Origin of the sequence: Citrobacter sp. L55, from assembly GCF_002850715.1 — a bacterium.
Taxonomy (GTDB): domain Bacteria; phylum Pseudomonadota; class Gammaproteobacteria; order Enterobacterales; family Enterobacteriaceae; genus Citrobacter; species Citrobacter braakii.
In genome coordinates, this window is record NZ_KZ559406.1 from 59,252 (window position 1) to 80,956 (window position 21,705).

22 protein-coding genes are annotated in these 21,705 nt (G+C 51.7%); 6 read left to right on the plus strand and 16 right to left on the minus strand.

From position 1 onward, the window contains the following. Window positions 1-9: 9 nt before the first annotated feature. The gene (locus tag B9P82_RS16865; protein ID WP_101700660.1) at window positions 10-666 is read right to left on the minus strand and encodes a CoA transferase subunit B; all 657 of its coding nucleotides are present in this window, start codon (window positions 664-666) and stop codon (window positions 10-12) included. Between the two features lie 2 nt (window positions 667-668). Continuing rightward, a complete protein-coding gene (locus B9P82_RS16870) occupies window positions 669-1,376 on the minus strand; it encodes a CoA transferase subunit A (RefSeq protein ID WP_016153096.1) in 708 nt (235 codons plus the stop codon). Window positions 1,377-1,518: 142 nt separating this feature from the next. On the opposite strand from B9P82_RS16870, the gene B9P82_RS16875 reads away from it, so the two are divergent. Continuing rightward, window positions 1,519-2,409 (plus strand): LysR family transcriptional regulator, encoded by an 891-nt coding sequence (locus tag B9P82_RS16875; protein ID WP_016153095.1) that lies wholly within the window; start codon window positions 1,519-1,521, stop codon window positions 2,407-2,409. 28 nt (window positions 2,410-2,437) lie between these two features. Here B9P82_RS16875 and B9P82_RS16880 read toward each other — a convergent pair whose 3' ends face one another. Genes B9P82_RS16880 through B9P82_RS16910 form a run of 7 tightly spaced genes read right to left on the minus strand, consistent with a single transcriptional unit; the run spans window position 2,438 to window position 9,354 of the window. Continuing rightward, window positions 2,438-3,373: an ABC transporter ATP-binding protein gene (locus B9P82_RS16880; protein ID WP_016156538.1), complete on the minus strand. Its 936-nt coding sequence runs from the start codon at window positions 3,371-3,373 to the stop codon at window positions 2,438-2,440. Further along, a complete protein-coding gene (locus tag B9P82_RS16885) occupies window positions 3,366-4,352 on the minus strand; it encodes an ABC transporter ATP-binding protein (protein WP_101700661.1) in 987 nt (328 codons plus the stop codon). Before B9P82_RS16885 ends, B9P82_RS16880 begins: the two co-directional genes overlap by 8 nt. After that, window positions 4,349-5,245, minus strand: a complete 897-nt coding sequence (ddpC, locus tag B9P82_RS16890) for a D,D-dipeptide ABC transporter permease (protein ID WP_101700662.1) — start codon at window positions 5,243-5,245, stop codon at window positions 4,349-4,351. The genes B9P82_RS16885 and ddpC overlap by 4 nt, the downstream gene beginning before the upstream one ends. Further along, window positions 5,242-6,264: an ABC transporter permease gene (locus tag B9P82_RS16895; protein ID WP_016153091.1), complete on the minus strand. Its 1,023-nt coding sequence runs from the start codon at window positions 6,262-6,264 to the stop codon at window positions 5,242-5,244. The genes ddpC and B9P82_RS16895 overlap by 4 nt, the downstream gene beginning before the upstream one ends. A 43-nt stretch (window positions 6,265-6,307) precedes the next feature. Further along, a complete protein-coding gene (locus B9P82_RS16900) occupies window positions 6,308-7,870 on the minus strand; it encodes an ABC transporter substrate-binding protein (protein ID WP_016153090.1) in 1,563 nt (520 codons plus the stop codon). Between the two features lie 15 nt (window positions 7,871-7,885). After that, window positions 7,886-8,473, minus strand: coding sequence for a D-alanyl-D-alanine dipeptidase (ddpX, locus tag B9P82_RS16905; protein WP_016156534.1), 588 nt, complete (start codon window positions 8,471-8,473; stop codon window positions 7,886-7,888). A 14-nt stretch (window positions 8,474-8,487) separates the two neighbouring features. After that, window positions 8,488-9,354 (minus strand): MurR/RpiR family transcriptional regulator, encoded by an 867-nt coding sequence (locus B9P82_RS16910; RefSeq protein WP_016156533.1) that lies wholly within the window; start codon window positions 9,352-9,354, stop codon window positions 8,488-8,490. A 400-nt stretch (window positions 9,355-9,754) separates the two neighbouring features. Here B9P82_RS16910 and hdeB point away from each other — a divergent pair, with 400 nt between their 5' ends. Both hdeB and B9P82_RS16920 read left to right on the plus strand, forming a co-directional pair. Further along, window positions 9,755-10,084: an acid-activated periplasmic chaperone HdeB gene (gene hdeB / locus B9P82_RS16915; RefSeq protein ID WP_003019999.1), complete on the plus strand. Its 330-nt coding sequence runs from the start codon at window positions 9,755-9,757 to the stop codon at window positions 10,082-10,084. Window positions 10,085-10,239: 155 nt separating this feature from the next. After that, window positions 10,240-12,183: a methyl-accepting chemotaxis protein gene (locus tag B9P82_RS16920; protein ID WP_101700663.1), complete on the plus strand. Its 1,944-nt coding sequence runs from the start codon at window positions 10,240-10,242 to the stop codon at window positions 12,181-12,183. 65 nt (window positions 12,184-12,248) lie between these two features. On the opposite strand, the gene B9P82_RS16925 is transcribed toward B9P82_RS16920, so the two are convergent. Both B9P82_RS16925 and B9P82_RS16930 read right to left on the minus strand, forming a co-directional pair. Next, window positions 12,249-13,616 carry a glycoside hydrolase family 10-like protein gene (locus B9P82_RS16925; RefSeq protein ID WP_101700664.1) on the minus strand — a complete coding sequence of 456 codons (1,368 nt, stop codon included), beginning with the start codon at window positions 13,614-13,616 and terminating at the stop codon, window positions 12,249-12,251. Between the two features lie 12 nt (window positions 13,617-13,628). Beyond that, complete coding sequence (locus B9P82_RS16930; protein WP_101700665.1) at window positions 13,629-13,916, minus strand: VF530 family protein; 288 nt, start codon at window positions 13,914-13,916, stop codon at window positions 13,629-13,631. Between the two features lie 454 nt (window positions 13,917-14,370). Between B9P82_RS16930 and B9P82_RS16935 the strand changes: the two genes are divergently transcribed. The 3 genes from B9P82_RS16935 (at window position 14,371) to B9P82_RS16950 (ending at window position 17,123) form a co-directional block, all read left to right on the plus strand. Then, window positions 14,371-15,087, plus strand: a complete 717-nt coding sequence (locus tag B9P82_RS16935) for a YebC/PmpR family DNA-binding transcriptional regulator (RefSeq protein ID WP_046276377.1) — start codon at window positions 14,371-14,373, stop codon at window positions 15,085-15,087. 768 nt (window positions 15,088-15,855) lie between these two features. Next, window positions 15,856-16,614: a trans-aconitate 2-methyltransferase gene (gene tam / locus B9P82_RS16945; protein ID WP_016153083.1), complete on the plus strand. Its 759-nt coding sequence runs from the start codon at window positions 15,856-15,858 to the stop codon at window positions 16,612-16,614. A 131-nt stretch (window positions 16,615-16,745) separates the two neighbouring features. Then, the gene (locus B9P82_RS16950; RefSeq protein WP_016153082.1) at window positions 16,746-17,123 is read left to right on the plus strand and encodes a GFA family protein; all 378 of its coding nucleotides are present in this window, start codon (window positions 16,746-16,748) and stop codon (window positions 17,121-17,123) included. Here the strand turns inward: B9P82_RS16950 and B9P82_RS16955 are convergent. The 5 genes from B9P82_RS16955 to glsB all read right to left on the minus strand — a co-directional run bounded on the left by B9P82_RS16955 (window position 17,120) and on the right by glsB (window position 21,695). Then, window positions 17,120-18,034, minus strand: coding sequence for a bestrophin family protein (locus B9P82_RS16955; RefSeq protein ID WP_016153081.1), 915 nt, complete (start codon window positions 18,032-18,034; stop codon window positions 17,120-17,122). The genes B9P82_RS16950 and B9P82_RS16955 overlap by 4 nt on opposite strands. A 208-nt stretch (window positions 18,035-18,242) precedes the next feature. After that, on the minus strand, window positions 18,243-19,694 hold the full coding sequence (locus tag B9P82_RS16960) for a tagaturonate reductase (RefSeq protein WP_046276380.1): 1,452 nt from the start codon (window positions 19,692-19,694) through the stop codon (window positions 18,243-18,245). Between the two features lie 106 nt (window positions 19,695-19,800). Next, window positions 19,801-20,328: a GNAT family N-acetyltransferase gene (locus B9P82_RS16965; protein WP_049042173.1), complete on the minus strand. Its 528-nt coding sequence runs from the start codon at window positions 20,326-20,328 to the stop codon at window positions 19,801-19,803. A gap of 81 nt (window positions 20,329-20,409) precedes the next feature. Continuing rightward, a complete protein-coding gene (locus B9P82_RS16970) occupies window positions 20,410-20,769 on the minus strand; it encodes a DUF4186 domain-containing protein (protein WP_101700666.1) in 360 nt (119 codons plus the stop codon). Continuing rightward, window positions 20,769-21,695, minus strand: coding sequence for a glutaminase B (glsB, locus tag B9P82_RS16975; RefSeq protein ID WP_016153077.1), 927 nt, complete (start codon window positions 21,693-21,695; stop codon window positions 20,769-20,771). Before glsB ends, B9P82_RS16970 begins: the two co-directional genes overlap by 1 nt. Between the last annotated feature and the right edge of the window lie 10 nt (window positions 21,696-21,705).

Genomic DNA, 21,705 nt, shown 5'->3' on the forward strand with positions numbered 1-21,705 from the left:
GTCAGCTCCTCAGCTAAAGTGCATTTCGGGGACATTTTTGGGAACGATCAGCTTGCCGGCGGTTCTGGCGACAATCTCATCGACGCTGATGCCCGGCGCTCGCTCGCGCAGAATGAACGCCCCATCGGCAATCTCCAGCAGCGCCAGATCGGTAAGCACGCGTTTAATACAGGCCACGCCGGTCAGCGGCAGGGTGCAGGCGGGAAGCAGTTTCGACTCGCCGCTTTTAGAGGCATGCGTCATCACCACGATGATGTTGTCGGCTCCGGCAACCAAATCCATCGCGCCGCCCATGCCTTTCACCATTTTTCCGGGGATCATCCATGAGGCGATATTGCCGTTAACATCCACTTCAAACGCGCCGAGCACCGTCAGGTCGACGTGACCGCCGCGGATCATGGCGAAGGATTGCGCCGAGTCGAAGATTGCCGCGCCTTTGCGCGCCGTCACGGTCTGTTTCCCGGCGTTGATCATGTCAGCATCAATTTCATCTTCCGTGGGAAACGGGCCCATACCCAGCAAGCCGTTTTCCGATTGCAGCATTACGTCCATGCCTTCAGGAATGTAGTTCGCCACCAGAGTAGGAATACCAATCCCGAGGTTGACGTAATAACCGTCTCGCAGCTCGCGGGCGACACGCATCGCCATTTGTTCACGCGTTAACATGGTCAGGCTCCTTTCTGGCGCAGGGTGCGTTGTTCAATACGTTTTTCAAACTGGCCCTGGATAATGCGGTTAACGTAAATTCCGGGGGTGTGAATTGCGGCGGGGTCCAGCTCTCCGGGAGGGACAATTTCTTCAACTTCCACGACGGTAATACGCCCAGCGGCAGCCATTAGCGGATTAAAATTCTGTGCGGTGTGGCGATAAATAACGTTGCCGTACCAGTCGGCTTTCCAGCCTTTAACCAACGCAAAATCACCGGTTATCGCCTGCTCTAAGATGTAAGGGCGTCCGGCAAACTCGCGAACTTCTTTCCCTTGCGCGACCGGGGTTCCGTATCCGGTCGCGGTAAAGAATGCCGGGATCCCCGCGCCGCCCGCGCGCAGCTGCTCAGCCAGCGTGCCTTGCGGCGTCAGGATAGCTTCCAGTTCACCGCTGAGAACCTGCTGCTCAAACAGGGCGTTTTCACCTACATAAGATGCGACCACTTTGCGTACCTGGCGCGTTTCCAGCAAAACGCCAAGGCCAAAACCATCCACGCCGCAGTTGTTTGACACAACCGTAAGCCCCTGAACCTCCCGACGGCGTACTTCGGCAATCAGGTTCTCAGGGATCCCACATAAGCCAAAACCGCCCGCCAGCAGCGTCATGTTATCGGTCAGTCCTTCCAGCGCCTCTTGATAGGTGGCAACCCGTTTATCCAGTCCAGCCATACACTTGCCCCTCCTGTTGTCCTTGCCGACATCATTGGGGGTGAAAAATGATTTGTTAATTTTAAATTTGTGACTCACTCATTGGGTTTTTTTATCAATTTAATGTTAATTAAAGGTATTCAACAAGTTAAAGGAATGCGAAATGGGAATGAGCATCAAACAGTTACGCGCGTTTTTAGCGGTAGCTCACACTCTGAATTTTGCTCATGCCAGTGAAAGACTGAATATGTCGCAACCCGCTTTAAGCCTGGCGATTAAAGGACTGGAGGATTCACTGGGCGGGGCGTTACTGTTGAGAACCACCCGCAAAGTGACTCTGACGCAGGAGGGGGAAACGCTGCTCAACATGGGGCGACAGCTGCTGGCGGACTGGGAGAATACGGAAGAGGCTATGCGCCAGCGCTTTACGTTGCAGCGCGGGAAAATCTCTATTGCCGCCATGCCCTCATTCGCCGCTAACGTCCTGCCATCGGTACTGAAAACGTTTCGTGATTCCTACTCCGGGATCAACGTAACGGTACATGACGTCATTAACGAACAAGTGATTGAGATGGTCAGTGAAGGGCGGGTGGAGATGGGCATCGCCTTTGAGCCGGACTCTTCAGGGCATCTGCATTTCACCCCGCTCGGCGTGGATCGTTTTATCGCGATTGTTCCGCCGACATGCAAACTGGCGGGCCGGGATCGTATTGCGTGGCGCGAATTACTGACGCTGGATTTTATCACCCTGCAACGTCCTTCCGCCGTGCGCCTGATGCTGGAAGAACAGCTGGTGCAAAGTGGGCATACGCTGGAAGTGGCGCTGGAGAGCCATCAACTGGTGACGGTTGGTCGCCTGGTGGCGAGCGGACTGGGCGGCAGCGCCGTGCCCGCATTGTGCCGCACGCAAATGACAGAGCTGGGTGCAACCTGTATCGATCTGGATACGCCGGTGATCCAGCGTCGGATCGGCGTTTTGCGTTCGGCGCATCATAAGTTATCTACCGCTTCTGAAGTGCTGGTGGATTCACTGAAAAAGGCGTATTGCACCTGACTCTCACGCAATACGCCAACCGTTCAGCTCATGCAACCGCCCGCCAGCAGCGAACTTCACCACCGCTATCACTTTTCAGCAATGCCTGTTTCTTCTCACAGCCGCTGGTTGCCAGTGGGCACCTGTCACGGAAAAAACAACCCTGGGGCAGCGTTCGGTTCCCCGGTAGTTCGGTTTTCCGTAACACCAAATCCTCCGCCAGCGGTGCTCCCGTTTTAGGGACCGAATCCAGCAATAATCGCGTGTAGGGATGGGCGGGCTGCGTGAGAACCTGCTGCGCATCACCCAGCTCAACAATTTGCCCGAGGTACATCACCGCCACGCGGTCGCTCATATGGCGAACCACCGACACGTTGTGCGAGATCAGCACGTAGGTCAGGTTCCTGCGAGCCTGCAATGACACCAGCAGATTGAGAATTTGCGCCTGCACGGAGATATCCAGCGCCGAAGTAGGTTCATCAAGCACAATCACGTCCGGCTCTGATGACAACGCCCGGGCGATGGCAATACGCTGGCGCTGTCCACCGGAAAACGCATGCGGCAGGCGGTCGAGATATTCAGGACGAATTCCCACTTGTCGCGCCAAATCTTCAGCAAGCATACGGCGCTCACGTTCTGCAGGACGTTTTTGGATCCACACCGGTTCGGTGATAATCCGCCATACCGGTAAGCGCGGATCCAGCGATGAAAGGGGATCCTGAAAGACCATTTGCATACCGGTATGCTGCTTGTCACCACGGCGCGCATAGTTGCCCTGACTGGGTTTCAGCATCCCCATCAGCAGTTGCGCCAGCGTACTCTTTCCACAACCGGACTCGCCAACAATCCCCAGCGTTTCCCCCTGACGGATCTGTAAATCCAGACCATTGAGGGCATGCACCCGTTCCGTTACCTTGCCGAGCCAGTTTTTACGCGCAGGGAAGTTGACATGAACATTCTGCAGCGCCAGTAAAAAATCAGACATGTATTGTCTCCAGTTGCGGATACCAGCAGGCAGATTGTTGATCCCCGCCTCCCTGACTGCGTAACGCAGGTGTTTCTTCACAACGGGGGCCAGCGGCAAAGCAGCGCTCGCGAAACGCGCATCCCGTCGGTAAGCAGGTTAAGTTCGGCACGGTGCCGGGAATGGCGGGCAGCAATGCGCGCGGCTCGCCGTGTTCCGGCGCGCATTTCAGCAGACCAATGGAATAGGGATGCGTCGGGCGTTGAATAACGGTTTGCGTTGGGCCACTCTCAATCACGCTTCCGGCATACATGACGTACAACCGGTCGCATAACTGTGAAACCACTGCCATATCATGGCTGATAAATAACACGGCTGTCCCGCTGGCTCGCGCTTTTAACTTCAACAAACGCAGCACCTGCAGTTGCACCGTGACGTCCAGAGCGGTGGTCGGTTCATCGGCAATGATAAGCTCCGGTTCACACGAAAAGGCCAGCGCTATCATTACGCGCTGGCGCATCCCGCCGGAAAGCTCAAACGGGAAACGCTTCATGACTTCCGCCGCATCCGGGATTTGCATCTCCTGGAGTAAAGCGATGGCTTTCTGACGGGCATCCGTGCGGCTTAACGCCTGATGATGGCGGATAACCTCCACCATTTGCTGACCGATGCGTCGGGTCGGATTCAGCGCCGTCATGGGTTCCTGAAAGATCATCGCTACGCGTGCGCCGCGCCATTGGCGCATTTGCTTCTCGCTGGCATTGAGCACATCTTCCCCCAGCAGCGAAACGCGTCCCTGGTGGATATGATAACTGCCTTCCGGCAGCAGACGCATGGTGAGCATGGCCGTCACGGACTTACCGGAACCGGACTCACCAACCACGCCAACGATTTCTCCGCGGTTGATATGCAGCGATACATGGTTAAGCGCATGCACGTCAGCTTTATAGCCGGGAAAACTCAAATGCAAATCTTCGATTTCCAGCACGGGTTGTGTCATGACTGTTTTCCTCCGGCTTTCGGGTCAAGCAGATCGCGAATACCATCGCCAAAGAGATTAAAGCCCACGGCGGTAATCAGAATGGCGGCACCGGGGAAAGCGCAATACCACCACTGATCAAGCACATAGTTACGGCCTATTGCGATCATCGCTCCCCATTCAGCGCTGGGCTGCTGTGCGCCCAGACCGATAAATCCGAGCGTGGCGGCCATCAGGATCGCACTGCCGATATCCAGCGACGCTTGCACAATTAGCGGGGGCAGAGAGTTACGTAAAATGTGCCAGCTAATCAGATGCCAGCGTGATGCGCCGTAGGTCCGCGCCGCCTGCACATAGGTAAACTGGCGCACTACTAACGTTTGACCGCGTGCGAGGCGCACATAAAACGGAATACGTACGATAGCAATCGCCAGCATGGCGTTAAACAGGCTTGGACCCAACGCGGCGGCCAGCGCCATCGTCAGCACCAGCGAGGGAATGGACAGCATAATGTCCATTATTCGCATAATAATTGCATCGGCGCGTCCGCCCATGACGCCAGACAAACAGCCCAGCAGCGAACCCAATCCCCCGGCGATACCCACCACGACCAGACCCGCAATGACCGATTGTTGGCTACCCACCAGAACGCGGCTGAACAGATCGCGGCCGACTTCATCGGTACCAAACCAGTGAGCGGCTGACGGGGGCAGCAGGCGCGCACTCAAATTGATGGCATTAGGGTCGTGAGGGGTTATCCACGGCGACAGCACCATCAGCAGCAGTATCAACACAATGATGACCCCGCCAACCAGCGTCAGCGGGCTGCTTTTCATCATCCAGAACAGTTTAGCCCAGTCCGTGCGACGGCGTGTTGTCTGAGGCGCGGCTGGCGTTTCTTGTGTGAGCATCATTGTGCGTCTCCGCGTCCAATTCGTGGATCGATCCACAAGTAGAGTAAATCCACCACCAGGTTAACCAGCACATAGGCGAAAGAGACCACCACGGCAAATCCCATTACCGCCGGGAAGTCGAGCGCCTGAATCGACGTCACCACCCAGGCGCCCATTCCCGGCCAGGCGAAGACCGTTTCAGTCAGCACCGCACCGTAGAGCAGATCGCCCAATGCCAGGCCGAGAACGGTTATCGAGGGGATAAGCGCATTTGGCAACGCGTAACACAGCACGATGTACCAGCCCGGCAACCCGCTGGCGCGAGCGGTGCGAATGTAATCTTCACTCAGTTGCTCCAGCATGGCGGAGCGAATCTGGCGGGCAACGATCCCCAGGTGCACAAAGGCCAGCGTCAGTGATGGCAGGATCAGGTGCTGAAGCGCATTGAAAAAGACTTCGCCATTGCCTTCCAGCAGTGCATCAATCAGATAGAACCCGGTGACGTGAGTTGGCGGATCCAGCCAGTCATCTAAACGTCCACCGCCGGGTAAAATTTGCAGATGACCATAAAACAGCACAATCACCCCCAGCCCCAGCCAGAATGCTGGCGTGGAGATACCGGTGATTGCCATCAGACGAACGAGGTGATCTAGCCAGCGGTTGCGCCAGACCGCAGATAAAATGCCCAAAGGAATACCGATAACCAGCGCCAGCAACAAGGAGCAGAAAGCCAGCTCAAGGGTGGCGGGGAAGAAGATGCGCAGCTCATCCAGCACCGGACGTCCGGTGCGAATAGAGGTGCCTAAATCGCCGTGAAAAATGTCGCTGACATAGCGAAAAAACTGGACATACAGCGGCTGGTTCAGCCCCAACTGTTGGCGAATATTTTCGACAATTTCATCACTGGCGCGATCGCCCGCCAATAGCCGCGCGGGGTCGCCAGGTATCAGGTGCGAAATAATAAAAGTGATTACGCAAACACCGATAACCACCAGAATAAGTCCCCAGCATCGCTGGCGTAAAATGCTCCAGAACGTCATTAGTTCCCCTTGCGGAGCCAGAGCGGCTCCGCATTAACTTGGCTTATTTACTCATGGTGGAGATATTGAAGACCTGTTCCAGCATGGGGTTGAATACAAATCCTTTGACGTCTTTGTTCATCGCCAACTGATAGTTTTTCTGGAATAAATAGACGTAGGCGGCTTCATCAATCACGATAGTTTGCGCCTGCTGGTAGTCATTGGTTCTGGCAACCTGATCGGTCGTGGCCAGCGCGCTACGCAGTAGCTTATCGACCTCACCGTTTTCATAGAACGAACGGTTACCCGGCAAGCCTTTCTTATCTGACTCAAACCAGTAGTTCATAAACATGTACGGATCGGCGAAATCTGGGCTCCAGTTGCCAATGGCAATGTCGTAATCTCCTTTGCCCACGCGGTCACGCATGGTGGCGTTCGCCAGTTTTTCCAGCTTGACCTTAATGCCCAGTTTGCCAAGGCTTGCCTGGGTCGCGAGCGCGATAGGTTCCCAGTTAGGGTCATTATCCGAGTACAGGAAGCTCAGGCTGTCAGGTTTGGTGGCAACTTTCTCCCACGCCGCTTTCGCTTTGGCTTCATCGAAACTGTACTGCATGGCCTTGTCGTCAAAACCCCACATGCCTTCAGGGATCGGACCCCGCATTTGCTTACCGTTGCCGCTCAGGATCCCGTTTACCATGCCTTTATAATCGGTGGCCCACGAGATGGCGCGGCGTAAATCCACCTGATTGAGCGGCGCTTTACTGTTATTCAGATACAGATAGGTCACGCGCAACGAGGGATAATCCGCCACGTTAACTTTGCCTTCCTGTTTTAAGGCGGCAAGCTGGTCAACCGGAAGCGCATCGGCAATGTCGATATCACCCCGCGACAATTGCAGACGGCGAGAGGCGCTTTCACCGATGATTTTTACCGAAACCCGCTTAAACGCCGGTTTTGCACCGGCATAATATGGGTTAGGAACCAGCACCAACTGCTGTCCCTTTTGCCAGCTTTTGAGCATGAAGGGACCGGAGCCTGCCGTGTTCTGCGCCAGGAATCCGCGGGCATCGTCTGCGGCATGCTCTTTTAAGACGGCCGGGTTAATAATTGAAGCCCCGTCATTGGCCAGCGTATACAGGAACGGCGCAAATGGCTGGCTGAGGGTAAACTTCACCGTATTGTTATCGATAGCCTCGACCTTCAGATCTTTCGGGAACGCTTCTGCAGGCCCCTGGCCGATTTTGAGCAAGCGTTCAAAAGATTGCTTTACCGCATCAGCCGTCACCGGCGTTCCGTCGGCGAATTTGGCATCGTTTTTCAGGATAAACGTCCACTCTTTCTGGTCGTCAGAGGCCTTCCAGCCGCTGGCCAAATCGCCTTCAACTTCCGTGGAACCTTTACCGCCATCCGTTTTGTACTGAACCAGCCGCTGATAAGAGGGATAGGTGACCGTCCAGTCGTTGTTATCGATGGTCACGGCGGGATCGAGCGTCTGCGGATCGGCAGCTTTGCCGATCACCAGCATATCTTTGGGAACGGCGGCCTGCGCAGCGGGCAGGGCAAACGCCAGCGCAACGGCTATCAGAGCGGGGCGAAAAAACGCGTTTAACGCAGGTGTAGTCTTCATAACCAGGCTCCAGAATTAAAGGGAATGTTGTGTTGTTATGGGTGTGACAGTGTAACAATCTATCTGATCGTCAAGCAGCGGATAGCGGGCGGCATCAGGTAATTCAAAATGCCACCACTCGCTGGTGATACCGACAAAACCGCCGCCAAACATAATGGCATTGAGCAGCAGGCGGTTGCGCTGCGCAGCCGGAGGAACAGAAGGGTGCCAGGCATGGGAACGGTCGTGCATCTCATCAAAGCCCGCGCCCATATCGAGAAGATTGCCACGATCGTCCATTAGCGTAACGTCAATGGCCGTCCCGCGGCTGTGATTGGATCCTATCGCCACATCGACAACATACTGAGGATCCGGACACGCATTCCACAGCACCGCCTGCGCCTGCTGCGGGCGATACGCGTCGTATACCACAAGTTTCAGGCCCGCCAGTTGCGCAATACTGATGCTTTTCGCCAGCGCAGTGACCGCCTCGGTGTGCAACAGGCAACGAGCTTCCCGGTAGATAGGGGCGCCGGTAATGTTGTCTGCCGTAGCGTATTTAAGATCGATATGCAGCGACGGGAATATCACCGACAGATCGACCAGTTCTGGGGTTTCTGACATAGCACGTTTCCTGTTTATTGTTCGAATTGACCAAATTGTTGTTGTAACTGGCGATTGGTTTGCAGGCGTTCTGCGAGGGAGTCACCCAGTTGTGCCACCACCGCAGAGAGTAATAAGTTGAACAGACAGCTCACCGGAGCCAGTGAGTCCCAGAAATGTCCGGTGTCAGTTTTCACCTGAAGTAAGTCAATGGAATAGTCTCTGGCCCACGGGCACCACACATCGGTGATTAACGCCAGCGGAATGCAGCGTTCTGTGGCAACGCGGCAATATTGTCGCGAGATAGCGGAATAGGCGCGCATATCGGTGATCACCACGTAAGGCTGGGTGAATCCTGAATTCAGCGACTCGACCCAACTGCCGGAAAGCCCTTCGGAGTAGCTGACTTTAGGCCGCAGGTATTCCAGGTGACTGAAAAAGGCGTTAGCGATCCCGCGGGTGGACTGGATCCCAAGGATATACACGGCTTCCGCATGCGCCAGCCGCTGCGCTATGCGTAAAAACGTTTCGCCTTGCGCGAGTTGATAGACATAGGTAATGGCGTCGATTTCCAGTAACAGCGACTGCTGCGCGCGATCTGGCAGGCTTTGTTGCTGGTGCCAGGAGTCCAGCCGCTCGTTCATCCCCCAGGGTTGATAGGCGACGACGGGTAGCTCCCGCAGGCTGGCTTTTGCATCTTCCAGATTGCGAAAGCCCAGTTTACGCAGATAGCGTCCAACGGTAATGCCGCTGGTTCCGGTCGCTTTAGCAATACCATCCGCGGTTTCAAAAGGGATCTGCACAGCATGGGCTAACAGCCACCCGGCCACGCGCTTTTCGCTGGGCGTCAGTTGGCTAAAGGTCTGCTCTATGCGGGTAAATAACTCCGGTTTCGCTGTCATTACCTTCTCGCTGTTAATTGTTTGTCAGAGTACGGTTCACTGTTAGCAAATTAACAATGCAGGACGCGTGCCATGTTGGTAACAGCGGCACGCTGACCATTTTTGTTAAAAATCAGCCCATATCCGTTAACTAATGATCAACATTTGTGCAGCGTAGTTCAGTTTTGGTGCAGCGACAGGGGAAGAGGGGTATGAATCTGCTGATTTCGTCGGAACGATCACATTGTGGCCACGTTTTACGCCCAGACATCAGAATCAGTAATGTGAAATATAAATTTCAGCCATATCAATGGTGGCAATCTTTATTCTTATGACGTTAGGGGTATTATTTTTTGCGAACTACATTAACGGTTTGAAGCGCAAGTGTAGATATTATTTATATTATAAATGGAGTACTACAATGAATAAATTCTCCCTTTCTACAGCAGGTATTCTGGTCGCAGCGCTGTTAACCAGTGTCAGCGTCAATGCAGCAACTGATAACGCTAAAACTGAAGTGACTCCAAAAGGCATGAATTGCCAGGAGTTTATTGATTTGAACCCGCAAACTATGGCCCCGGTGGCTTTCTGGGTGCTCAATGAAGATGAAGATTTCAAGGGTGGCGATTACGTAGACTATAACGAAACCGTGACGACTGCAGTTCCTCTGACCGTTGAACTTTGTAAAAAACATCCGCAGAGCGAATTAAGCAAAATAAAAGACGAAATCAAAAAAGAATTATCCAAATAAGATTAAGTCATTATTAAAACCCAGCCAAAGTGCTGGGTTTTGCTATTTGTGACAATGTCACCTATTTATTTTGTGATACTTAAGAAAACTTTATAAAGATATAAACGCCTGTGCCGATACTGGATAAAAGTTAGCCTTTTGCAGAAGGAGTTTGTATGGCCTGGTATCCTACTCGTATTTCAACGCGTTTAACCATCGGCGGCATTCTGCTGCTTGCAGTCACGACCCTTGTTATTGTGGTGATTATGCTCTGGCGTGGTCAACCGCGCGTCGTTGAAATCAACACCGCCCTGATCGAAGAAACAGGGCAAGGTTTAACCCGCCAGTTGAGTACCGTATTGTCCCGAATTGAAGGTGAGACCGTCAGCTTGTCACGACTGGCTGAGGTGCTGCCAAATGATGAATCTCTTTACCAAAGCGTCGTTCCGCATCTGATTGGTGAAGATAAAGATTCGATTATTACCGGCGGCGGCATCTGGCCAGAACCAGACGCTTTCACCGCAGGTGTGGAGAAAAGAAGCTTTTTCTGGGCGCGTAATGCTGAAGGTAAACTGGTGTATTCCAACGACTATAACGTCGAAGGGTCAAGCGGATACCACAATGAAAACTGGTATCAGCATGCTAAAGGGCATTCACAAAACAGTTGCCTATGGTCTGATGTCTACCAGGACGCCAGTTCAGGCGTCAACATGGTAACGTGCAGCGTACCTTATCAACTGGCGGGCAAGTTTGCCGGTGTCGCCACCACCGATATTCGCCTGGATAACGTCGCCACTTTCATGCAGCAGCAGGGAAACAGCACCGGTGGTTACGCGTTTGTGGTGGACAAGCAGGGACAAATCCTCTATTTCCCGCAGGCCGATCTGGCGAAATATAAAACCATTAACGATCTGGCGCAAAGCGCGCAATGGCTTATCCCGGTGGAAAACGGTCTGAAATCTCTGCGCCCAGCGGACGGGGTGAAAACGATTACGCTTGCAAATGATAACGTCCTGAATTCGGCTTCACGGGTGATGCTGTTCCCGATGGCGGATACCGGTTGGGTTGTTGGTCTTGCGACGCCTGAATCGCGTATCGTCGGCCTTGCCAAAGTGATGATGCAGGACGTGCTGGAAGTGTTGATCCCGATCATGACCCTGTTGCTGGTGGGATCCTGGCTGGTGGTTCGCCGACTGATTTCGCGTCTCGATGATACCCGTCAGGCTCTCGATGACATTGCGCAGGGAGAAGGCGATCTTACCCGTCGCCTGGATGTGCGTGGCAAAGATGAGATTTCCGCTATCGCCGAAGCGTTTAACCTGTTCGTCGATAAAATCTCAGCCATTCTGATCACTGTCAGAAGCAGTAGCGTAGTGGTGGCGAATAACGCTGTCAGCCTGGCAGACAGTAATATGGAACTTTCATCTCGCGTGACTGAACAGGCCGCTGCGCTGGAAGAGAGTTCGGCGGCGATGGAACAGTTAAATGCGACCGTTCATCAAAATGCCAGTAATACACAACTGGCGGATGAACTCTCTGATAGCACCGCGCAAACGGCCAACCGCTGCGGCGATGTTATGCAGGGTGTTATCTCTACAATGGATAACGTCAGTGCCTCATCCGGCAGAATGGTGGAAATTGTCGCGGTTATCGACAGCATTGCGTTCCAGACCAATATTCTCGCCCTGAATGCCGCGGTTGAAGCCGCCAGAGCAGGTGATGCCGGGAGAGGGTTTGCCGTTGTGGCCTCCGAAGTGCGCACGCTGGCCCAGCGCAGCGCCACCGCCGCGCAGGAAATAAAAGCATTGATCGATGAATCCGTTTCTCATGTAGGTAGCGGAAGTCAGCAAATTCACAATGCGGGCGAACGTCTGGGAGAACTGGTCAGTAATGTACGTCAGGTACGTCAGTTGATGGGGGAAATACGCGTTGCGGGTGAAGAACAACGCAAGGGCGTTTCCGAAGTTACGCTGGCCGTTACCGAAATGGACAGCACCGTTCAGCAAAACGCCTCGTTAATAGATGATGCCGCCGCGCGAACGCAGGCGCTGAAAGAGGAGGCGGAACAGCTGGCGATGCTGGTCTCATCATTCAGATTGCCTGAGCCTTCAGTTGCCTGATGGATCGGTTAAGAGCGTCCGTATTACCGGACGCTCTTGCGTTATAAATCCAATACGGACGACCATTAACGCCCCCAACGACTGCGAATATAGGTCACGGCTTCCTGCGTTTGCGGCTGATTAAGGTAATCTTCGCGAAACAAAATTGTGCCGTTAATGTGCGGTTCAGATTCGTTCAGATCGAGCTGTTTTTTCAGCTCCGGCACACCGCCTTTGACCGTCCAGTCAGGTTCTTTTCGCGACGGCTCACCGACTTTGTACAACGCCACCCCAATATACAGGCGGGTGTTGGTTGATTTGACGACATCTGCCCACCATTTTGCCAACACATCGTAACGCGCCGCGTCGCGGGCAAAAGGCCAATACAACTGCGGGGCGATGTAGTCCAGTAAGCCTTGTTGCACCCAGCGGCGGGTGTCCGCATACGATTCATCATAGGCTGCCGCGCCGCGCGTGTCGGAGCCTGCCGGATCGTGCGAACGGTTGCGCCACACGCCCGCAGGGCTGACGCCAAATTCAACTTCAGGTTTGAGTTTCTTGATAGTTCGTGAAACCTGCGCGATCAGGCGTTGCGTGTTATCGCGCCGCCAGTCAGCTTTGGAGACAAATCCCTGGCCGTATCTTCTGAAGGTCTGGCTGTCGTTGAGCGCAGAGCCGGGAGACTCGGTATAGAAGTAATCATCGAATTGCACGCCGTCAACCGGGTAATTCTCAACGACTTCAGCCACGATGCTGGTTATCCAGTCACGCACTTCGGGAATACCGGGATCTAACACAAAACGCTCGCCCGAGGTACGGATCCAGTCCCGATGCAGGACATAAACGCTGGAAGGCGTCTGTGACAGCGTGTTGTTTAATTCGGTAACCGTTGCAGGTTTAGTGTTAACGGACACGCGGTAGGGGTTAAACCAGGCATGGACTTTGATTCCGCGTTTATGCGCTTCATCGAGCATAAACCGTAACGGATCGTAACCAGGATCCTGACCAATTTTACCGGTCAGGGTATCTGACCACGGCAAGATTGTAGATTGCCACAGCGCAGTGGCATCGGGCTTCACCTGGAAAAAAACGGTGTTAATACCAAGACGTTTCAGGTTATCCAGCTTGTCAGTCAGCGCCTTTTGCTGCTGGCTGATACGAACAGCAGGCGAGCTGATGTTGACGGATGAAATCGGCGGCCAGTCAAGACGCGAAACCGTTGCCAGCCAGATACCGCGCACCGGCTCCTTAGTCTGCTGTGGTTTGCCCACCGGGGGCAGTGGGGTGATTTTTGAACCGGGCGGCTGTGAAGAACAACTGCCAAGTAGCAACATACTGCCTACGAGCAGCGCGAACCATGTCATGTTGGTTCGCGGCAGCCTGGCTCGGGAACGGGCGAGAATATTCGCCAGTTTTTTCTGATAATTTGCTGAAATAAAACCGGATGCTGACATCAGATTTTGCTCTTAATTCTTCTTGTTGCGGCTGTTAGCCCAGGGATCGAACGCCGGTTCGGTGGTGTTATTTGAGGCCAGATCATGCAGTGAATCCAGGTACAGCGCTTCGACTTCTGCCCGCGCCCACGGCGTGCGGCGCAGAAACTTCAGACTGGATTTAACGCTCGGCTCATTTTTAAAGCAGTTGATATTAATGCTTTGCGCCAGCTCAGCCCAACCATAACGATCAACCAGTGCATTGACCTGCATTTCAAGCGTTACGCCATGTAAAGGGTCTTTAGAAATATGAGCATTCATATGAAGTCCAGTTCAGTGGTTCCAGATTTTGTCAGTAGTGCAACGGGAAGAAGGTTACAAGAAAGCGGGGCGACCAGCAATGGCATCTGTTCCTCGGGCTTTCATGATTAAGAAGTAAACACCAGCCAGACATTGCTGAAGAAAAGATCTGGATTAGATGCGTTCATTAATCTTAAGTAGGTATTTATACCTGGATTGTTACTTCAGTTTCTCTTTATTTATGTATTATTGCTGTCATTCGACTATTAAAATTAAAAAAACAAAAGATCTAAAAAAACGAAAATAACATATCCATAATGTTAACCATTGATAAAATTAAAGTAACATTTAGTAAAACATGGATATTTTGTTTTTCATGGACGAGAGTTTACATATCATGATATAATATTGCGGAAAAATTTGCAGGTTATTAATCTGCGTGTAATGTAAATGAATTTCTGAGGAGACTATTCCAGTGGGACGTAAATGGGCAAATATTGTTGCTAAAAAAACTGCTAAAGACGGTGCAACGTCTAATATATATGCAAAATTCGGTGTAGAAATCTATGCTGCTGCCAAACAAGGTGAACCAGACCCAGAATCAAACTCAGCTTTAAAATTCGTTATTGAACGTGCGAAACAAGCACAGGTTCCTAAACACGTTATTGATAAAGCAATTGATAAAGCCAAAGGCGGCAGCGATGAAACGTTCGTGCAAGGGCGTTATGAAGGCTTTGGTCCAAGTGGTTCACTGATTATCGCTGAAACGTTGACGTCAAATGTTAACCGTACGATTGCTAATGTCCGCTCAATTTTCAACAAAAAAGGCGGGAATATCGGAGCGGCAGGTGCTGTCAGCTATATGTTTGACAATACCGGGGTGATTGTATTTGCAGGAACAGATCCTGACCATATTTTTGAAATTTTGCTTAATGCTGATGTAGATGTTCGCGATGTAACCGAAGAAGAGGGAAACATCGTTATTTATACTGAATCTACAGACCTTCATAAAGGAATTGCAGCCCTGAAAGCCGCTGGGATTAATGAATTCTCAACAACAGAATTAGAAATGATTGCTCAATCAGAAGTTGAACTTTCACCAGAAGATTTAGAAATCTTTGCAGGACTCGTTGATGCCCTTGAAGATGACGATGATGTTCAAAAAGTCTATCACAACGTTGCAAACCTCTAATTATAAATAAAGGAATCTGTTATTGCGGCAGATCTTTAACTTATAAAGTTGTTACAAAAATATCTAGCCCGATACATTGATTATAAAAAAAGAAAAAACTTACGGTAGAAAATCAAAGTGACTGTCTGCTTTTGCTCAAGGCAGACAGTCATGTCCAGCAGTTTTCAGTCAGGATTAGCACGGGGAGCTTTTCCAGGAATGAAAAAAACCGCTTCCTGGCTTCCTGACTCGAAGGCGACAACAGCTCTGACCTTATCGTTTTTCATCACTGTGTACCAACCGGAACCGCCAAACTGAGAATGGCTAAAGAGGGATCTGCATTCGGGGTCATCTGACGAAAACTTTTTACCGTAACAGATAAGGGAAGGGTAAGGATTTGATGGAACGGCGTCAGCTAAGGGGTATGAACTAAGCATCCATCAAATACCAAATTGCATTTAACATAATATACATTATGCGCACTGGAGTTGAGTAAGGTAGAATCTGATGCTTTATAGTAATCCTTGTGCTGCTCGATAATGATGGCCAAACCTCTTTTAAAATGCCGTTACCAGCGCTAACCATTTTCGACCTGCGCCACATCACTCACTGAACATCAAAATTGATAACTGTAGTTCACGCAGGCAAACCACAGACATGCCAATCTGTCTTCCTGGCATATTTCTGCCCTTATCCTTCATTATCATATAATCTTCTAAATGAAATGGCTCACCGGCAAGGACTTATGCGGCCCTTTCTGCCTTTTTCTCTCATACTGGAGATTCATTCATGGCTGACTGGAACCCTTCGCTTTATCTGCAATATGAAACTGAACGTTCAAGACCCGCAGCGGAATTACTCAACAGAGTGGCGTTAGAGAGTGTTCGTTCAGTTGTTGATCTTGGCTGTGGTCCGGGAAACAGCACGGCATTACTGCATCAGCGCTGGCCTTCGGCTGTAATAACCGGGGTTGATTCCTCACCCGCCATGCTGAATGAAGCGCGCAACGCATTACCGCAATGCCATTTTATTGAAGCGGATATCAGTCAGTTCCAGCCCGAGCATCCTGTGGATCTGCTTTACGCAAATGCGTCTTTACAATGGGTACCCGATCACTATGAACTATTGCCGAACCTGGTATCGCTGCTGGGTCGCAACGGCGTTCTGGCCGTACAAATGCCGGATAACTGGCTGGAACCCACGCATGTTCTGATGCGCGAAGTGGCTTATGAACAGGGTTTCCCGGACCGGGGCCGTGCGCCACTGCCTGGCGTACATGCCTACTATGATATTTTGACCGAAACTGGCTGTGAGGTGGATATCTGGCGCACCACGTATTATCACATTATGGATTCTCATCAAGCAATTATCGACTGGGTAAGTTCTACAGGCCTGCGCCCCTGGTTGCAGGATTTGAGAGAAAGCGAGCAATGTCAGTATCTGGCGCGCTACCACGAACTACTTCAGGAGCAATATCCACTGCAGGAAAATGGCAAAATTTTACTGGCATTTCCCCGATTGTTTATTGTTGCGCAACGCAATAATTAAGCATTTATCATCAGATAGATCACAGGAATAGAGGATCGCCTATGAGCGCCCTCGCCTTTTTAACATAAGGATCTAGTGACAATGCGAGGCATCTGCTAGTGTCTTGCCACGTGTTTCCGACGGGAGTTGTTATGTCTAAAGTCTACATTGGTGGGTGTCTTTGTGGTTCGATCCGCTTCACGGCCAGCAGTCCTAATAATTCCCATACCTGTTCCTGCGATATATGCCGGAAACATACGGGCGCACCGACCGTCGTCTGGATTGAGTTTGATGCAGAAAATGTAGAATGGACGGGAAAAGCCGGAAAACCGACAACCTGGCGCTCGTCAGAAACGAGTTGTCGAGCCTTTTGCCCTCAGTGCGGCAGTTCCGTGGGCGCTATTGATGACGCCCCGGTAATTGCACTTTTAGCCGGGGCTTTTGATGACCCTAACGATGAAGACCTGGCGCCAGAGTTTCATTCGTTTTCCGATATGCAGCCAGCCTGGTGGCAAAACGAACGTAACTAAGTTAGTTGGTAATGCTTATCAGGCATGTGTTTTGCTGGCACATTTGTTTCATCGTTCATCTGCAGCAAATCGATTTCGATCGCATTGCAAATCGCATCCAGCGGCAGGTCATTGTTCTCTGTCCCAAACGGATCTTCAAGCTCTTCTGCAAGCGTGTCGAGCGAGATAAATGTATAGGAAATAAGCACAGAGATAAACGGTGTCATGTAGTGCAAATCCACCACTAACGCGAATGGCAGCATGATACAAAACAGGTATACCGTGCGATGAAGGATCAAAGTATAAGCAAACGGGACCGGCGTATTCGCAATCCGCTCACAACCAGCCAGTACCGCAGACATATCGTTTAACCTATTGTTTAAACTATGAAATAATATGTCTGACAGTTGACCATTACGCCTGCGCACGGCCAACCACTCTCCCATCAACAACAAAATGCGGTTTGCTGGAGATTGTGAGGCAAATACCGTCTGCAGATCTTTCTCGCTGAGGTACTTCGCCAACGGCTCTGCCTGTGGCTTTCGACGTAAAGTCATGCGTAAACAGTGGGCAAACGCGATTTGCAGACGAACAAACTGCCCTAATTCGGCGTCATCCGGTAAGGTGGTTTTTACCTCACGCAGTAGCGATCGGGAAGCAATCATCAACTGCCCCCACAGGTGTCGGGCCTCAACGTAACGTGAATAACAGGCGTTATTGCGAAAACCTAAAAAGATTGCAATCGCCACGCCGAGAATGCTGAATGGCGCCAGGGTGAATTTGATTCCCAGCATCGTATACCACGGAAGCATGATAATAACGGCGATGGAGAGCAGGAAGTTTAGCAGCAGTCGTGAAAAGATTTTGGATAATACTGACCCATGCCAAACGAATATCAGGCGTAGCCAGTGTTGTTGGGGGCGAACGATCATGGTTTTCTTCGGGAAAATGTGAAATCCATCACATTAGACGCGATCATGATCAATGTTGCAAGTTAATCGCAACATTAACTAAACAACTTTTGCGCTGCCAGAACCACCGCGCACCGGAGTTACAGAACGGTGTAGTTATTAATAAACAATAGTATGTTGTAACTAATGAATGTTCTATAAAAAACCCGGCCTGAGCCGGGTTGTCTTCTTAGCACAATGGCTTAACGGCTTCACGCATGCCTTTGGCCAGAATGGTATCCAGATCGGCTGAAACCTGCTCCACGAGTCCGGAAACCTGAGTCAGATCCTGTTCCCAGTGTTCTTTAACGCCCAGTACCGATTTGACTAACTCGTCGGTGCTTATCTGGCGGTCATGATGCTGGGACCACAGCTGTTGAAAACGTGCCACCCAGTGCGCATCATCCTGGACCGGATAAGCCTCACCGTTACGCTCTCCACGATAGAAAGCAATCAGCGCGGCAAGCGCAAACGTCAGGCGCGCCGGCAGTTTGCCGCTGGCCTGTTGCCCTGCCAGCAGCTGCGGCAAAATACGGGTACGGAATTTAGTCATGCCGTTCAGGGCAATAGACAGCAACTGATGCTTGATGTACGGATTGCAGAATCGACCGGTCACCGCGCTGGCGAAAGACGCCAGCTCATCGCGGGGTAAATCCAGTACCGGAATGATCTCTTCATAAATCGCTTTTTCAACGAAGGCGCAAATCTCTGCGTCATTCATCGCCTCGCCCACGGTGTCCAGCCCTGCCTGCCAGGCAACGGGAACCAGTGCGGTGTGTGCGCCGTTGAGAATCGCCACTTTCCGTTCTTTGTACGGTTTGATGTCATCAACAATCAGGACATTGAGCGGATATTTATCCAGGCGCAGCTCTGCAGCTAATGACTTCGGTCCCTGAATAACGAACAGATAGAAGTGTTCTGCAGTGTCGAGGAAGGCATCGTGATAGCCCAACTCAGCTTCCAGTTTCTCCACTTCGTCACGCGGATAACCGGTAACAATGCGGTCCACCAGCGTGGAGCAAAATGCGTTGGCCTGATCCAGCCACTGAATAAATGCCTCCGGCAGCGCCCACTCCTGAGCATAGCGCAGGACCAGTTCACGCAGCGCATCACCATTGTAATCAATCAGTTCACAAGGAATGATAATCCAGCCTTTATCCGACGCGCCATTAAAATGGCTGAAGCGTTCGAACAACAGTCGGGTCAGTTTAGCCGGATAACTCACGGCCGGTGCATCCTCAAACTTATCGCCCGCGTGGTAGCTGATGCCCGCTTCAGTCGTGTTGGAGAACACAAAACGCATATCTGGATTATGCGCCAGCTTCAGGAACTCATCGTATTCGCTATAGACGCTGATTTCGCGGTTAACCGAACGGATCAAACGGGCATCGCTTACGGCCTCGCCCTTCTCATTCAAACCACGAATGATGGTGGTATAAAGACCATCCTGCGTACTCAGCGATGGCGGGAAGGTACTTTCGATGGGACGAACAATGACTACACCAGCGTTCAGATCGGTATGTTCGTTCAGCAAATCGACTTGCCAGTCAACAAAGGCGCGCAGGAAGTTTCCTTCACCAAACTGAATAATGCGTTCAGGATACTGAGCACCGGGGAAATCGCGACGATTTAGTGTTTGCACAATGGGTTCCCTTTTTAATTAGTCATACAACCTGATTGAATTGGTCCAATAGGTTAGCAAACTTTAATACATTGAAACCCTGTTTTGATCAATCCCCGGCGACAAATTAGAGAGTTTTGTAGAAAAGTGTGGTTCCGGTCAGCTTCCCGTCAGGCATTTTTGCATAGTCCGGTATCACCCCTACTTTTTGCCATCCACAATTGTGGTAGAACAACTCAGCGTCACTCCCCGTCGCTGTATCAAGCACCAGCAGCGTTTTCCCTTGCTGACGCGCGTAGTTTTCGAGTTCGTTCATCAACGTCCGGGCAACACCACCGCGCCGCGCTGAGGGGTGAACCAGCAGCTTGGCGACATCAGCACGATGAGGTTGGTTTTCGGGTTGATCGATAATGAGCTGGACGGTACCGACCAGCACCCCCTGTGCGTTCTGCGTACCCAGAACAATCCTTTCTCCACGGTCCACGCTTTGCGCGACACTTATCCAGAAAGGCCGTGATTTATCACCACTAAAAGGGAGCATAAAGCTGACAGAGGCGCCATCATTGACGCATGTTTCAAGGATGTCGCTGAATTCATCGATTCTCGACAGAATCTGGGCTGCGCTCAGCACAAAGCAGGGTTTACAGGAAGCCATTTTTTTCTCCTTAGAATGACCCCTTCATACTGCTTTTAACAATTGCACAACACAAGGAGTCATATCATAGGATTATGTTATCTATGGCTTGTTCATCTGGATCACTAGCCAGTGATAGATAACCGTGACAACGTAACGCTGCTGTTCATCGTTTAACGCCACACCCTGAGGGATATCATGCCATTTCGCCAGACATCCCCGACAACAGGTCGCCGAAGCATGTTGAGCGATAAATACCGGATGCCCGCGCATGGGTGTCTGCTTACCGTCATTGGCAGGAAACGCGGGCGCCAGCCGTTTGGCAATAAAATCCGTGGCGTGTTGTTCGATAACCGGCGCGCCTTTATCCAGACAATACTGCCTTTCTTTCTGGCCAAGGCGAAATCGCGAGCGAAACGTTGATTTCGCCAGCCGGGCAAAAAGAGGATCGAGCGTGTTCATCAGTAAACCGAGCGCCCCAGTTGTTGCGTTAATTGCTCCAGCACGGCGATACCCGCCAGCGAATTTCCCGCCGCATCCAGTTCCGGACTCCAGACGGCAATCGCCATCTCGTGAGGCACGATAGCCACGATACCGCCCCCCACACCAGATTTCGCCGGTAAGCCCACTCGCCAGGCAAATTCCCCTGCGTTCTGATACATGCCACTGGTCGCCATCAGCGCGTTGATCTGTCGGGCCTGCATGGGCGTCACCACGGGCTCAGCAAGATGAAAAGCATGTCCCTGATTTGCCAGAAAGACGAACGTGCGCGCCAGCTCCACACAGCTCATTTTCAGTGCGCAGTAGTGAAAGTAATTTTGCAAAACGGTGGTCACGTCGTGGTGAAAATTGCCAAAGGACTTCATTAGCCAGGCAATAGCCGCGTTACGCGCCGAGTGCTCAAACTCAGAACGCGCCACCGTCGCATCATAGGCGATATCCGAAACGCCGCTTAGCGCCCGTACCACTTCCAGCATCCGTTGACGCGGTGCGCTCAGACGTCCTTGCAGCATATCGCAAACCACCAGCGCCCCGGCGTTGATAAAGGGATTGCGTGGGATCCCTTGCTCCATTTCCAGCTGCACCAGGGAGTTAAAAGGGTGACCGGAAGGATCCTTGCCGACACGTTGCCAGATCTCATCTTCCTGATAGTGACGCATCGCCACGACCAGACTGAGCACCTTTGAAATTGACTGAATAGAAAAGCGCTCTTGCGCATCCCCCGCCTGATAGTGCTGTCCATCGACGGTGCAAATAGCGATACCCAGTTTTGAACCGTCGACAGAAGCTAAGGCAGGAATGTAATCAGCGACTTTACCCTGACCAATCAGCGGACGAACCTGCTGCACAATGGTCTCTAAAATTGAATTGTCCATGGCCCTGGCCACAACATGCTCC

Bases quoted from the DNA above. Each gene is read 5' to 3' on its own strand.
- B9P82_RS16865 (WP_101700660.1), bottom strand. From the start codon at position 666: ATGTTAACGCGTGAACAAATGGCGATGCGTGTCGCCCGCGAGCTGCGA.
- B9P82_RS16870 (WP_016153096.1), bottom strand. From the start codon at position 1,376: ATGGCTGGACTGGATAAACGGGTTGCCACCTATCAAGAGGCGCTGGAA.
- B9P82_RS16875 (WP_016153095.1), top strand. From the start codon at position 1,519: ATGGGAATGAGCATCAAACAGTTACGCGCGTTTTTAGCGGTAGCTCAC.
- B9P82_RS16880 (WP_016156538.1), bottom strand. From the start codon at position 3,373: ATGTCTGATTTTTTACTGGCGCTGCAGAATGTTCATGTCAACTTCCCT.
- B9P82_RS16885 (WP_101700661.1), bottom strand. From the start codon at position 4,352: ATGACACAACCCGTGCTGGAAATCGAAGATTTGCATTTGAGTTTTCCC.
- ddpC (WP_101700662.1), bottom strand. From the start codon at position 5,245: ATGATGCTCACACAAGAAACGCCAGCCGCGCCTCAGACAACACGCCGT.
- B9P82_RS16895 (WP_016153091.1), bottom strand. From the start codon at position 6,264: ATGACGTTCTGGAGCATTTTACGCCAGCGATGCTGGGGACTTATTCTG.
- B9P82_RS16900 (WP_016153090.1), bottom strand. From the start codon at position 7,870: ATGAAGACTACACCTGCGTTAAACGCGTTTTTTCGCCCCGCTCTGATA.
- ddpX (WP_016156534.1), bottom strand. From the start codon at position 8,473: ATGTCAGAAACCCCAGAACTGGTCGATCTGTCGGTGATATTCCCGTCG.
- B9P82_RS16910 (WP_016156533.1), bottom strand. From the start codon at position 9,354: ATGACAGCGAAACCGGAGTTATTTACCCGCATAGAGCAGACCTTTAGC.
- hdeB (WP_003019999.1), top strand. From the start codon at position 9,755: ATGAATAAATTCTCCCTTTCTACAGCAGGTATTCTGGTCGCAGCGCTG.
- B9P82_RS16920 (WP_101700663.1), top strand. From the start codon at position 10,240: ATGGCCTGGTATCCTACTCGTATTTCAACGCGTTTAACCATCGGCGGC.
- B9P82_RS16925 (WP_101700664.1), bottom strand. From the start codon at position 13,616: ATGTCAGCATCCGGTTTTATTTCAGCAAATTATCAGAAAAAACTGGCG.
- B9P82_RS16930 (WP_101700665.1), bottom strand. From the start codon at position 13,916: ATGAATGCTCATATTTCTAAAGACCCTTTACATGGCGTAACGCTTGAA.
- tam (WP_016153083.1), top strand. From the start codon at position 15,856: ATGGCTGACTGGAACCCTTCGCTTTATCTGCAATATGAAACTGAACGT.
- B9P82_RS16950 (WP_016153082.1), top strand. From the start codon at position 16,746: ATGTCTAAAGTCTACATTGGTGGGTGTCTTTGTGGTTCGATCCGCTTC.
- B9P82_RS16955 (WP_016153081.1), bottom strand. From the start codon at position 18,034: ATGATCGTTCGCCCCCAACAACACTGGCTACGCCTGATATTCGTTTGG.
- B9P82_RS16965 (WP_049042173.1), bottom strand. From the start codon at position 20,328: ATGGCTTCCTGTAAACCCTGCTTTGTGCTGAGCGCAGCCCAGATTCTG.
- B9P82_RS16970 (WP_101700666.1), bottom strand. From the start codon at position 20,769: ATGAACACGCTCGATCCTCTTTTTGCCCGGCTGGCGAAATCAACGTTT.